Origin of the sequence: Novosphingobium resinovorum (genome assembly GCF_001742225.1) — a bacterium.
Taxonomy (GTDB): domain Bacteria; phylum Pseudomonadota; class Alphaproteobacteria; order Sphingomonadales; family Sphingomonadaceae; genus Novosphingobium; species Novosphingobium resinovorum_A.
Genome location: NZ_CP017075.1, coordinates 3,019,743 through 3,033,381 on the forward strand (window position 1 = coordinate 3,019,743; position 13,639 = coordinate 3,033,381).

7 protein-coding genes are annotated in these 13,639 nt (G+C 57.6%); all 7 read right to left on the reverse strand.

Features of this window, described 5'->3' with window-relative positions; translation table 11 throughout:
- Positions 1-66: 66 nt before the first annotated feature.
- Genes BES08_RS14220 through BES08_RS14250 form a run of 7 tightly spaced genes read right to left on the reverse strand, consistent with a single transcriptional unit; the run spans position 67 to position 13,478 of the window.
- Entirely contained in the window at positions 67-783 is a 717-nt protein-coding gene (locus BES08_RS14220) for a hypothetical protein (protein ID WP_069708689.1), read from the reverse strand.
- Complete coding sequence (gene pglZ / locus BES08_RS14225; RefSeq protein WP_069708690.1) at positions 780-2,777, reverse strand: BREX-3 system phosphatase PglZ; 1,998 nt, start codon at positions 2,775-2,777, stop codon at positions 780-782. The genes BES08_RS14220 and pglZ overlap by 4 nt, the downstream gene beginning before the upstream one ends.
- Complete coding sequence (locus BES08_RS14230; protein ID WP_069708691.1) at positions 2,774-5,584, reverse strand: DEAD/DEAH box helicase; 2,811 nt, start codon at positions 5,582-5,584, stop codon at positions 2,774-2,776. The genes pglZ and BES08_RS14230 overlap by 4 nt, the downstream gene beginning before the upstream one ends.
- Complete coding sequence (locus BES08_RS14235) at positions 5,581-8,337, reverse strand: DNA methyltransferase (protein ID WP_069708692.1); 2,757 nt, start codon at positions 8,335-8,337, stop codon at positions 5,581-5,583. The genes BES08_RS14230 and BES08_RS14235 overlap by 4 nt, the downstream gene beginning before the upstream one ends.
- A 42-nt stretch (positions 8,338-8,379) precedes the next feature.
- A complete protein-coding gene (locus BES08_RS14240) occupies positions 8,380-12,111 on the reverse strand; it encodes a DUF6079 family protein (protein WP_197524389.1) in 3,732 nt (1,243 codons plus the stop codon).
- 14 nt (positions 12,112-12,125) lie between these two features.
- Positions 12,126-12,584 (reverse strand): BREX-3 system P-loop-containing protein BrxF, encoded by a 459-nt coding sequence (brxF, locus tag BES08_RS14245; RefSeq protein WP_069708693.1) that lies wholly within the window; start codon positions 12,582-12,584, stop codon positions 12,126-12,128.
- Between the two features lie 3 nt (positions 12,585-12,587).
- Positions 12,588-13,478 carry a BrxR family helix-turn-helix transcriptional regulator gene (locus BES08_RS14250; RefSeq protein WP_069708694.1) on the reverse strand — a complete coding sequence of 297 codons (891 nt, stop codon included), beginning with the start codon at positions 13,476-13,478 and terminating at the stop codon, positions 12,588-12,590.
- Between the last annotated feature and the right edge of the window lie 161 nt (positions 13,479-13,639).

A 13,639-nucleotide genomic window follows, 5' to 3' on the forward strand; every position in this document is an offset into this window, starting at 1 on the left:
ATTGTTTCACAACCAAACTGGTGACACATCGCACGAGCACGTTTCGGCAGGCGCCCGCGGAAGCGTTCACCGCACCAGGCCGACGATTTGATTGCTCCCGCTGTCAACCCGTACTTCAAGCGCGCTCGACCGCGAAATAAGGTATGCGGTGGAACCACCAAGGTCGAACGGGAAAATGAATGGGCTGGACTCGATATTTGTTACCGAGAGTGCACAGCTAGTATATCGCAAGCACGCTTCGACGAGCCAAGCGACTACGGAAGATCCCAGTAGTTTGACCGGCGTCTGGCGTAGGATCACCTTGCCCCTTTCGGTACGGGTAATAGCGCCCCAGTTCGCCAGTGACTGGAGGACCATATTCGTCATGCGGCGAGTGCCTTCTCGTTCCCCGTAAATCTCGGCCATTCTCCTGTGGACTTCAGCGGACGTGCAGTCGCCCTGGAGCGCCGTCAGACGACCAACAATCTCCGCTACCTTCCCGAAAAACGGATATGTTGCGATGGCCATGCCCCAAGTCAGGGGGAAAACGGTCGCATCTGGTGTCTCGCGATATAATTCGATGCCGCGATCAGCAAATTCAACAAGATCCGGCCGCGGTTCCAACCACAAGCGGTTGAGTACAGTTTTCGTCTTCTTCTTCGCGGCTGCTCCCGCATGCGCGGAATCTAGGAGATCCGAGAGATCATCGGTTGTGGTTAAGCCCGTTCTGACACGCAGCGCAGCCGTCGCCCAATCTAACTGGATGAAACGGTCGAAGCCTATTTGTGGCGACGGCGAGCTCATGACGTCCTCTTCGCGATCTCAATTTTGACGAAAGGAACAATCAACTCTTCCACCGAGATTCCGCCGTGCGCGACGATCTGGTCTCCCTTTGGAACAAAAGCGCCCCTGGTCGCTGCATACAGCGGCAAGAAATCAGGCGGTAGGCCTGGGCTATCGAAACGGAAGGCATCGATGTCGGATGGTACTGACGCCGCCAGCGCCTCACTGCGGTAAGTTCGGACCCGTTCACCTTTCAGCTCGGTCACTACCCCCTGATTGATCCGGCCAATGCCGTCCGCGTCGACGTTCCCGTGATCGGCAGTTAGGTAGATTTGATATCCATGCTCAGCGAGGAGCAGGAACAACTTTTCGACGAAGCCGGTGTCGCACCATGCGCTGATTTGCCCGGCGATACCACGCTTGCCGAGCATCGCGCCGTGAACGATTTCATCGATCATGTCGACGACTATCCCGGCGACCTTAACATTGGGCCTGGCAATAGCCTCCTCTAGGTCGGCCAATTGGTCCGTCCTCTTCAAGCCCTTCTGATAAACGACATCTGGCTTACGAAGACCATTCTCCTGCCAGAAGCGCGTCCACAGAGATGGCTCCTGGGACGTTGTCTCAATCGAGTTCGAAAATTCACGCGGCTTGAGACCTGAGAATAAAGCCTGTCGTGAGACGGAGGTCAGAGTCGGAAGCCATGCGAAGCATCCGCCCTCATCTGCGGAAAAGTCGGGTAGGCGTGCCACCAAATATTCTCGGATTTGGATCCACTGATCCATCGCCAAGCCGTCGAATACGAGAAGCGCCACCCGATCCTCACCGGCGTTCCGACGTAAGGCTAGATATCGTGGCACGTGATGAACCATCACCGGACCTTTCGCGGCCGGAAGAGACGGCAGGTCCGCGTAATGGTGAAAGAGCCAGTCCTTCAGCCGATCGTCTGCGGCGCGCTGTAGCGCGTGGATCTGTTGCTGAATGGGCTCGACTGTTCCTGCGTTCAAACCATTGAAGCGCGCGATAATCTCACCCAGGCGCCGCGCCATTTCGACCCAGTCTCGATACGATGCTTCGACGGCTGGCAAGTCCGCGGCAATCCTCTTTGCGCCTTCCGATATGAGTTCGCCGAGCGCCCGGGGATCGTCAACCAGCCCAACCTTAATCCATTCCGGTAAATCGCGAGGCAAGTCATGTGCGCGGACAGGCTGTAGGGCTCCTTCGAGGAACATCGTATCAACGATGACCTTTACATCTGGATGCTCAAACGGGACCAAAACCTCTGGTCGCGCACCCATCGCGTCGTCATTCGAAGTGCGATCGCTCTGGATCCCGTACTGCGACAAGAATCGGCTCCATGCATCCTGCACGGTGCGCACCATGTAGCTCTTCGACGAAAGCAGCTCTACGATAGGCAGCCCGCCGAGGGGCGTGTCCTTCAATATTGCTGCAACATGTTTGGCGAGCAGATCCGGCAGACCAGCTCCCCGGTAGTGGAGCCTTAGAACCTCCCGCCAAAAATCCTCGGGTTTGTTGAGCAAGTAAGGGCTGATGCGAAAGATGTGGGTAAGAATGAAGTTCTTGGTTTCACCTTCCCCGAGGGGCTGAGTTGAATGCTTGTTGTGTGCCAGAAACAGGACTTCATGATATTCCGAATCGACCTGTCGGATTACTCCATAGCTCAGCCTTGGAATCAGGTCGGCCAGGCTCAGGCTGACTTTGCGCCCCATACGGACGTAGTCCCAGGGCAGTGTATTCAAATCGGTTCCGCACAGCTGCAGGACAAGCGCCTTTGAAGACCCTTCTTCACCTCGATCCCAAGCGGCCCGGTAGCGCTCTTCGTATTCAGCCCTAAAGGCAACCGGATCCTCAAACGGCAGCACCTCGAAACCCCGCTCCCGAAGGTCGTGTAGGACGCGCTCATCCAACAGGAGATCGTCGGGGTCGCAAGCGATCCAGAAGCGAGACAGGTCCGCAGGGAACTCCTGCAATATGCGGTTGGTCCAAGCGCTCATGATGCGCCGGGGGCTGCTTCGCCGACGCGCAACATGAGTACGGCATTGAGATCCGGGATATAGGCATCTGCGGCATTAAGCTGCGCCATGCGGGCATCGTGATCAGCCTGTAGGCGCTTGCGGCGGAAATCCCGAACAGTCTGCAGGCCAACGCGGCCGATGGCTTGGTGTCGGGCATCGTAGGCGTATTTCGCGCGTTCACGCTCTTCCTGAATACGGGTCCTGTGTTCCTCAACCAGCTCGGTGAACATGCGCTCGCCCTGCGCAAGAGCGGCACCCCTTGAGCGAGCGAACCAGTCAGCATCTTCCGCAGAGATCGATCCAACCGGCTCGACCTGTTCCGTCAAAAGAAGATCCCAGATGCGTTTAGCTGTTGGCAGGAAGGTTCGGCCTTCGTCGTTGACGAACACGGATAGGAAACGCCGCCGGCTAAAATCATCAGCGGACAGGCTGATTTCCCAAAGCGACCACACGCCGCGGACACTGTCAGGAAGTCCCGTAATCCGGACTGTTGCCAAAGGCTGAGCTGAAACGTGGCGCGGCAGATCGCTGATAACTGCCCGGGCGCGGGGATCTTCGAGCGTGACCCATTCGATGTCCGGCCGCTCTTCCGCTGTTCTCGCGTCGAAGCAGACCTTTGCCGACTCGCTGCCATCCGCCCAACGAACCTGCCATGCGTCGCCTTCTTTGACAGCACTTCCACCACGCGCGGGCAACCCGGTGGTGATCGCCCTCTCCAGCCAGAACTGTGCTGGATGGTCCCGCCATTTGCGGGCATCGTCCGCATCAAGCTCGTGGCTATCCGACAAAAGCTCACTGCTCTTGCTGGTTTCCGCGATGGTCGATCGAAGCTGCGAGACGACCGCATCACATTCACTTTCGATAGCGTCGGGGTTCTGAAGTCCCTGCACGAACAGTTCATCGAACAACGGTTCAGTCTCGACCGAGTCCATCACGTCCGCTGCCTTGTCGACGCCGAACTCCTCCGCGATTATCGCGAGCTTGGTCTCGAGCACTTCCCGGACGCGGTGCTCGACGGTATCTTCGAGAACAAAGTTGAACGCCCGCACAACATGGGGCTGGCCGATGCGATCGACGCGGCCGATGCGTTGTTCGACCCGCATCGGATTCCACGGCATGTCAAAGTTGACGATCACGTGGCAGAATTGAAGGTTCAGGCCTTCGCCGCCAGCGTCGGTCGAGATCATGATGCGCACGTCGCGCGCAAAGGCCTGCTGCGCTTTGGCCCGAGCGTCGAGGTCCATGCCGCCATTCAGGGTGGCAATCGAGAAGCCGCGGCTTTCCAGGAATTCGACCAGCATCGCCTGCGTCGACACGAACTCAGTGAACACCAACATCTTAAGTGCCGGATCATTTTCCTCCTGTTGCAACTTGTAGATCAGCTCGAGAAGCGCTTCCGCCTTCGCGTCGGTGCCTTGGCCTTCGGTCGCACGCGCGAGGTTCAAAAGTGTTTCGACCTCGGCTTTCTCCGTCTCCCAGCCTCTAGCCTGCACGGCGATGTCCACCTGCGTCTGCCCGTCCAGCTCGGCCCATTCATCGACATCGGTGCCGTCGAACAACGAGGCCTGGAGTTGCGGCTGATCGAGGAGCGCCTGGCGCTTCTCTAGTGTGGTGCGAATGGCAGCTGTGCTCGATGTTACCAACCGCTGCATCAGTATCATCAGGAAACCGACATGCCGCTGCTTGGCTGCCATTGCCTGGTTGTACCCATGGCGCACATAATCGGTCACGGCTTCGTAAAGCTGCCTTTGTGCAGCATGCCGTTCGGACCAAGCTACCGCGTGAAGTCGCGTCATGCGCGGCTTAAACAGGGGCTGGCCTTCCGCATCAATCGCCGCGCGCTTTTCGGTCCGGATCACGAACGGGCGGACACGGTCGCTATTGATGCTGCTCTCATCCGGAAAGGAATCCCGGTCAACAAGCTGCATCAGCCGATGGAACTGGTCGGTTTTTCCCTGATGCGGAGTGGCCGAAAGCAGCAGCAGGTAAGGGGCAGCTTCCGCCAGTGCCGCGCCCAGCTTGTAGCGCGCCACCTGATCTGTGCTGCCACCCATCCGGTGCGCTTCGTCGATGATGACCAGATCCCAGGACGCCGAGACCAGATCCTCAAAACGCTCGCGGTTATAGGTACTGAGCTGCTCGGCGCTCCAGCCACGCCGCCCCTCCATCGGCTTGACCGAGTCTAGCGAGCAGATGACCTGATCGTGCAGGCGCCACAGGTTTTCTTCCTCGCTTCGCCATTGGCGGAAGGCCGACAGCTCGGACGGCTCAACGAACTGCAGCGTCTCGCCGAAATGCAGCCGCATCTCGGCCTGCCACTGGCGAACCAGGCCTTTGGGCGCGACGACGAGGATCCGCCGTGCCATGCCGCGCAACTTCAACTCGCGAAGGATCAGCCCAGCCTCGATCGTTTTGCCAAGGCCTACCTCGTCCGCCAGCAGATAGCGGATCCTGTCCCGGCTCATGGCCCGGTTGAGCGCGTAGAGCTGGTGCGGCAGCGGCACGACGCTCGACTGGATCGGCGCCAGCAGAAGGTTGTCCTCCAGCGCATCCAGCAGCTTTGCTGCCGCGGCCGTGTGGAGGATGTGCTCGACCGTGGGCTGGATGGAATCGAGCGGGATCAGGTCGCGCGAGCGGGCGCGGACGACGGCATCCTTGCCGGGTAGCCAGACCCGATAGGCAGTCTCGCCCCAGATCTCCTCCCGATCCACGACACGGCAGGGCGAGGCATGACGTTCATGCCAGCACCACTCACCGATACCGTGTTCGAGATCCCCACGCGTCACGCATTGGCCTCCATGCGCGTCAGCGCACTGTCGTACCAGAACAGCAGCTTCTCATCCTCCTGCAGAGCCTCTTCGGGAACCTTCTGTGCGATCGCAATGATGGTCTTGAAATCCCGTGCCGCCCACGAGGACTTGAAGCCCGCGCGAAGCACTTCGAGGCGGAACTCCTTCAGCCGCCGCCCGGGGGCCGTGCGGTATTCGTCGAACTCCTTCAACAGTGCCTTTTCGCGCTTCGTTTCCAGATCCTGCGCCTTGTTGGGGTCAGGCACGAACCAACGATCCTTCGCTTTCGCTCTCAGGCGAGGGTCGGATTTCTCGAGGTTTCGCAGGTCGTGGAAATTCGTTGAAAGGTAGTTGTGGATCTGGCTCGGCACCTCGCCCGACGCGTCGTAGCGAAGGAAGTTGTCTTCCAGTAGCGCCGACAGCTCCGGACGGGTTTCGTGCTTCTTCCAGCCAGCACCAAGCTGGGTCGTGAACTCGGGATGCACTTCCTGATAAGTTGACGGCCGCTTGCGCAGGAAGTCGGTCAGCCAGTCAATGGCGCTGCGCTCATCGGCCACGAACATTTCCATCTGAGGTGGTTGAGCCGCCTGTGCACGCTTGCGTTCATACTCCGGGATCTGATCTGGCAAAAAGACCATTCCGTCGCGCTCGGAGAAACGGCTGCGTAGCCCGTCGAGGAATTCTTCGGTTGACAGCGGCACTGGAACGTCGTGGCGCACGAACCAAGCAATCATCCGGTCGTAGATGCGGCGGGGGTCCCGCTCGACGACGAACTCCAGCACGCCGTCCTTCGACTTTGAGACGGAAAGTTGGCGAAGGTGGGTCTGCACGAAATCCCATGCGGATTCAGGGGCAGCACCACGCTCAGCCAGTCGCTGCTCCAGCCCGCCATTGGGCTTGTAAGCAGAGATAATTAGATCCTGCTTGACGGCATTGGTGGATGTAACTTGCTTAAAGCTGCCTTGCTTTTTGTCGAGAGTTGTAACCTCGGCCACCACAAAGCCAGCTTCTTGCAATGCGACTTGGATAGCATTCCAAACTTTAGCTTGGCTGTTTGAAAAGACAACTGTCATCCATCGGCCAGGCTTGAGCACCCTAAAGAACTCTAAGAAACATCCCCTTATCAATCTTTGATAAACGTGAATGTCCTTTCCAGCATAATCATCAATTACTGCCTCTCCGCCAACTTCGCTAATAACTCGATGCCAAGCCTCAACAATATTGTTTAGGTCAGCATAGAAGATATTAAACCCAAAAGGTGGATCGACGAAGACGTAATCTATGGTTCCATCCGGGCAAGGCAGTGCCGTCGACGATCCAGTGCTGACAATGGCATTTCCGAATTTCGTTCTGAAAGTCTGAAATGCTTTTTCGACGCGACCAAATTTTCCCTCAAGGATATACCAAGGCGTGCACTCAGCATGCTGTGAGCCAACATAAAAAACTCCGGTTAGATGCTGCCCAAACTGTGAATATCCAGTCGGTCGATATCGATTAAAAACGCTCATACTAATTATTGCCTGCTCTATGCTATAGAGCAGATTCATTCTCAGTTTTTTATCGTGTTCGCCCTCGGCTAAAGCCCAGATTTTCGCTATCGCATGTGCCGCTCTTGGCAGAAAAATACTTCTCGTATTTCTTGTGTTAGTGGTTCGCATCCGTCCTTCGTTGAAGGTCTTTGATGAGCGAAATGCAACATGTGGAAAATTCTCTGGAATCTCAAGTTCATCAATTCTCTTCAATACCTCGAGATCGATTTGGTCGGGCTTCTTCTCAAATACCTTTGACCCAATTTTATAGAAAATTGAAACAGCTACACGCTTAGGGCGCCACTGGACTTGGCCATCCTCCAAAAATTGAACTTGAGCGAGCGCCATTTCCTCCTTTCGAGCTTCGGCTCCGCATGAGCTGCAGCGTATTCGGTCACGCTGACCCTCATAGGAGACCTTCTCAGCATCCAAGAAGACGTTCTCCCCATTGCAACTTGGGCATATGAACGCTTCACTCCAAACGGTGTATTCAATTCGACCAAGCGTCTTACCGTCTGAGTGCAAAGTCTCATACATCCACCGAATCGAGGTCCAAAGCTCTGCAAGCAATCTTTTCCCAGATTCTTCATATGCATCAGCAAGGAACGGCAAATTGTTGTTGGCGGAAATGAAAGTCGCGGCAGGCGACAGATCGTTCAGCACCACTCGTCGCGCGCCCCATTTCGGTGCCGGAGTGCCAGCCTTCTTCCACTCCATCTCCAGCTTGTGCCGATAGGTGGCGGGCGCTGTGCCACACCACTGCGCCGCAACACCGGTCATCCCCGAACCGGCAAAGCCGTCCAGCACGATATCGCCGGGCTCGGTGTAGTGCAGGATCGACGGCACGATGGCCAAATGTGGCACCTTGGTATGGTAGGAATGCGCCCTGTAGAGAGGGTCGGTCTTCCCCTCTGACACGTCAATCGCCATCGGCTCGCGCGCATACTTCTCAGCCGGGTCATAGGGGTGGCCGTAATGCCTCACGAACTCCGCCAGCCAGGGGTTCGGGCAAGCCGTGTAATAGGGCGGATCCGACATCGCCAAAATGGCCTCGTCGGTCCCCACCGGAAACCCTTCTTGAGCCCGGAACGCCGGATCCCGCAGCTTCTCCGCCAGCAGATTCAGAAAATGCTCGCGCCGGGCATCGTCGCTGGGAAAGGTCAAGCCGAGGCACTCGACAGAACCGCCGTCTTTGGTCGCGTTGCTCAGAAGGTCACTCATCGGTTTATCTCAATCTTTTTACAGCACGCCAGTTGCGACATCTCACTCCACCACGAATCGAAGTTTGCTGGTATCCTTGCCTTTGCAGCGGTCGTTCAGGAAGGTTTCGAACCGCTTGCGCAGGTCTTCTGGCGTAGCGGGCGATCCGCCTTGGAGCAGCGCCTTCCGGATGTCCTCCCCGGTGACGTCGATCTTTTCGAGACCGGATAGTGCCTCCTGAACTGCGGCGATGAACTCAGGCGTGACCAACTCTGGAAGAGTTCTCGTTTCGGCAAAGCCTGTGACGATCTTGCGCGACGAGCCCTTCAGCAGCTCAAAGTTTGACTGGATGATCGGATCCTCGATGTTGTCGACCAGCGTCTGCACCCACCCTTCCAAAAGACGGTCAAGCTCGTCATCGAGCTGCTTCAGGACATTGGCGGCCGGAAGCAGATCACCCTGCTCGTTAGCCGGGCGGAAGTTGCAGTGCGGGCAGACCGGTGATGCCGAGAGTTCGGAGTCGATCAGCGAGGCACAGCTTTTCAGTTTATCCAGCTTCTCCTCGAAGCTGGATAACTGGCTGGTCGGCATAAGCGAGATGCCCGCCAGCGCCCGCATCGCGGCCAGCCGCGAGTCTTTGCGGAGCGCGGATTTCGTCTTGTCTTCAGAAACCCCAAGGCGCGCCTTGCTATGCTGCCCGACATAGGCGGTGATGTAATCCTTCTTCAGTCGGGCGAGTGTCTGCCGATACTCGCTCGCATGCTGCGCTGTCCGATCCGACGCGAGCTTGTCAAGAAGCTGCCTCCGGGTCTCCTGCGCCTGCTTCACCCAGGTATGATCCGCTGACAGGACCATCTCGGCCTGCGACAAATAGCTGGCCGTTGCGCCGAGCTCGGTGACCAGCTCCAGCATCCCCTCGACAGCTTCCAGGACTTCGAGGTTCTTCTTCTGGGCCGCGATATCATCAGCACCAAAGCGAAGATTTTTGAGCTTGCCGACCGTGTTATAGGGCGCCAGGCTTTCGGAGAAAGCCTTCAGCGCATCAAGCTTGGTGCGCCAATCGCGGATCTCTTCATCCCGCAAAAGCGGCTGTCCCCAGAAGCTCAGCCGACCGGTCATGTCCGTAGTTACGCTGAGCACACGCCGCGTCAGCTTGCTGACTTCCTCCTGGAGGCGTTTGACAGGTTCGTCCGAGCCTTGCGTTGCCTGTTGAGCGAGTCCGGGCGGCAGGCCCAACACCTCGAACAGTGAGCGGAGGACGGCAACATTGATTTCCTTCGGCGCCTCGACGTGTTTGAACTGCTTCAGCTCATCGAGGGGCCGCTCGGCAAGCAGCGTGATCTTGCCGGAGTCGATCTTGTCGCCGGTGATCGCCAAAACGATGTCGCCGGCGTAGACCAGTCCGCCGAGTACGGTGGCCAAAAGATCGGGCTCAAGGCGGAATTTAATCGGCGCGAAATACTCAACGTCGGCATCGCCGCTGACCAGTTCGCTGCGATTCAGGACCTGGCCATGCCCCTTTGCATTCAGTCGGGCTAACACCTCCTGTGCGTACTTGGACCGCGTGGGATCGATACGATCACCATCGAGCATCTCCAGCCCGTCAAGAATGACGACTGCGTCCTTCGTGCGGTTTCCGCCCGCCAGCGCGCGCAGAGCGTTGCCGACGAGCTGCTTCCGGTTTGCCTCGGTCACTAGCGCGGCGAATGTCGGATATTCGGGCGCGACCTCAGCGAACTGATTATTCAGCGCGAGGCCAGAGATGACGTTTACGGCGTCGCGGAAGTTGATCCGCTCCTCCGGCCCAAGCCGGGCCTTATCACGCAGCGAGACGCCCTTGGTCCACTCCTGCAGGGACTTTGTCTTGCCCTGGTAGGTGACGTCGAAGGCCGACATCTGCTTTTCCTGCAGCCACTTGCTCATGTCGCGCAGGGCGTCTTTGGCCTTGTCGAGGTAGATGGACTTCGCCCCACCGCTGGCTGTGGAGGCAAGATCCTGAGCCGCAGCGTAGAAGGAGAGGTGACGCCGGATCGCGTCGTCGAGGCCTTTGAGCCGGAAAAAAACCTCGTCCGCCTTGTGGTCGTCGCGAAACCGCGGGGGCTCGAACGGCTGAATGAAATAAATGTAGAAATCTCGTTCGGGCTGGGCCGTCGGCCGGTCGTTCGGAGCACCAAAGAAGAGATAGCCACTGCGCTCGACGCGGTGATCCTGCCACTCGATCTGGTATTGCCAGATCTGATGGCCGGTGACGTAACTCGTCTCGTCGGTGCGCTCCATTAGTTGCCGGATTGCATTGTAATAGGCACGATCCAGCGCATCATCGGACAGGGCTTCAGCCCGCTTCTCAATCTGGGCGTCATAGTCCACGTCCTTCTTCAGATCGAGATAGTACTGCTCAGTGTCCGGTGCTTTGGAAATAAACTGGCCGTTGACGGTCTTCAGCGTCTCCCGCAGGACGGTCTGAACAAGGGACAGCAAGTCGGCTTCCGGCTCTCCGCCCATGTCTTCGATGCCGGGCTGGAAAAGGCAGAGCGTGTCGCGGAGTTCCTCGACGGTTGGGCCTACGGGAACATAGATGTCACCACCCGTTGTCAGGCGATGGACCGAAAGCCCGTCAATAATCCGGATGGCCATCGGCCTGTATGCAGGGCGCGTGAACGCTTTTTTCACCCGCTCCGACAGCACCTCATACACCTTGAGCACCGGTCCGATGTTCGGATCTGCGCGCAGCACGGAGTTTGATGTGACCGTCTCCCAGAACTTGTCGTAACCGATCAGCCCTGGTCGATCATCGGGCACCTCATCGTTGAGGATGGCTTGGATCTGGTCCCGGAGAGTAACCAGAGCACCGCGTTTTTCGGTAAATACAAGCCGCTCGAAAGTTCCGATGTAGTCCGGATGCACCGGGAAAAGCCTGACGTATTCATCCAATTGCTCGTTCATTGAGCCATAGAATTTGGCGAATGGCGTAAGGTAGGCGCGAATCTTGTTCTGCTGATCTGCCGTCTTTTTAAGGAGGCGTTCGGCCACCACGAAGCTGACGTCCTGGCGGGCAAGCAGGATCTGCGTGAAACGATCCTTCACACGACGAAGGCTATCAGCGACATGCTGGAATCGGCTGCTGTCGAAGATCGCTTCCTGAACGCCGGCGACGAACCGAAAGCGGAGATGCTTTGTGACCTCGCCGATCTCACGCAAGAACGACAGATCAAGAACCAGATCGTGATCCTTTCGGGATCTCAGGTATTCAAGAAACTCATCGACCACGAGGAGGACGCCGTGGTTCGGGTGGACCTCTGCGAATGCCGCCATCATCTCCTCAAAGGCAGCCTTGTTATTGATGACCTTGTCCGCTGGGGGGAAGGAATAGCTGACGCCGTGCTTTTCGAGGAATACCTCAAGCTGTTGCGTAATGATGTCCCGCAAGGACATCTGGCTGGAGATCTCGATCCGGTGAACCTTGAATTTGCCCGCGATCGCCTCGGCGGCCTCGGCTACTTTCGGATGGCGGATCATCGGGACATAGGCCGCGTCCTCAGCAACCAGCGAGAGCACCGACATCAGGTGCGACTTACCGGTCCCGTAGTTGCCGACAATTAGTACGCCCTTGTGGTCCACAGCCTCGTCGAACGAGAGCTGGGGGATCATTTGCTTCGCTATCCGTTCGGCCATGTCGTCGGAAATGACGTAGGTCGATACAAGCTTCTTCGCCTCATCCGGGCGGTTAGCGTCCAGAAGCTGAATGACCGACTCGATCGGCTCGAATTGAATGAGATCGCCATAACGCATCGGCATCCCGTGTTCCCCCTTCAATGAATCTTGAACGGGACCAGGCCGTCGATGCCATAGTCCTGATGTTCTGGATGTTCTGTCGTGGCGTAGGAAAGTCGGTCGTCCCGAAGATCTCCTGGCCACACCGCAATGACGCGACGCGCATGAGCATGTCGCTTCAGTAAATCTAGCGGGCTGAGCTGCAGCGTACGATCGAACAGCAGCTCGATGTTGTCCACGAGCAAGAGCCCGCGACTGGAAAATCTATCTGCGAGTTCCTTCAGCAGGTCTGCCGCATGCAAATGTCTTCTGGTGCTCGGTACTGTAAGCAACTCGCGACCAAGCGCGGCGCCGACGTTTAGAACACGTGCTTGCCGACGTGTGGCCAACTGCCCGAGGAAATCGCTCTTGCCAGACCGGGGTGGCCCGATCAAGATTACCAACTTGCTGTTAAGACCCGATATATCCTCGACAAGGCGATCCAGTTTCTCGATCATCGTTCAACCCTCCATCCGATAGGCGGATGCCTGAGCCTTCGCCCTGGGGTCGAGCAGCGCGCCGTTGAGCAGCACGATTTGCTGATCCTGCGGACGCCGCGCAGATGGATCGGTGTCTAGGCCCAGCCGCTTGAGGGCGTAATAGAGAAGTGCCTTCCGCACAGGGATCTTGGCGCTACCCCCGCGCATACCATAATCGAGGGCGATGACTTTCTGCTGTGTGTCGGACAGCTCCGGATGCGGCCCTATTTCCAAAGTTACCTGGTCATTCCAATCGGCGTCCGCATCAGCTCCGACACCGCTCGGCTTTGTGCCGCGCGTTTCAATGATCCGGGAAAGGAGGAAGTCCTTGAAGAGCTGGTCAGTGAGGCAGAAGGCCCGCGCGTGCCAACGGAATCCGTCGAATGCGATCGCATGTGGCGCGATCCAGCGCCAGCGTGACTCCGGCTGGGATAGCGACTGGTACTTGACCTCGATCGCCTCGGACCGCCGAATTGCGGCCACGACCGAGCGCAGTGTCTTGGCATTGACTCCTCGCGCGGGGGTCGGTGCCGCGTCGTAGGACGGGAATTGGCCCATCCATGCCTCATCACGGTCAAGAATACCGTCGGCGACCGAGCGCAGCTGAGAGAGGTAACGGCTGGCATCCGGTTTCAGAAAAAGGGATTGGAACTCGGTTCCCCGGATGTAGGTTCGGGCGCTCTTATCGTAGGCCATGTTGCCTGGAGCCATACCGATGTACCGATTCAGATCGGTAGACGCCTGGTTCACCGAGACGCCGAACGTATCCATCAGATCGCTGCGATTCACATGCCCATCCCAAAACAGACGGAACTCGATGAATTCGAACCGACGCTCTACGCCCCACCTGAGATCTGGCTTTCCCGCCCCCACCGCGCACTCCCAGTGATATGATCCATACCGTAACTATGCAGGCACAGTTTCTGGACCTTCAATCTTACTATCCAAGCAACGGTGGAAGATCAATTGGAATCGGTGAACAAACATATGAGGAATGATGCCTGTCACCATGGGGAATCAGCGCTGTCGCGCCT

Excerpts from the sequence above, each read along its gene's own strand:
- BES08_RS14220 (WP_069708689.1), bottom strand. The coding sequence starts at position 783 with ATGAGCTCGCCGTCGCCACAAATAGGCTTCGACCGTTTCATCCAGTTA.
- pglZ (WP_069708690.1), bottom strand. The coding sequence starts at position 2,777 with ATGAGCGCTTGGACCAACCGCATATTGCAGGAGTTCCCTGCGGACCTG.
- BES08_RS14235 (WP_069708692.1), bottom strand. The coding sequence starts at position 8,337 with ATGAGTGACCTTCTGAGCAACGCGACCAAAGACGGCGGTTCTGTCGAG.
- BES08_RS14240 (WP_197524389.1), bottom strand. The coding sequence starts at position 12,111 with ATGCCGATGCGTTATGGCGATCTCATTCAATTCGAGCCGATCGAGTCG.
- brxF (WP_069708693.1), bottom strand. The coding sequence starts at position 12,584 with ATGATCGAGAAACTGGATCGCCTTGTCGAGGATATATCGGGTCTTAAC.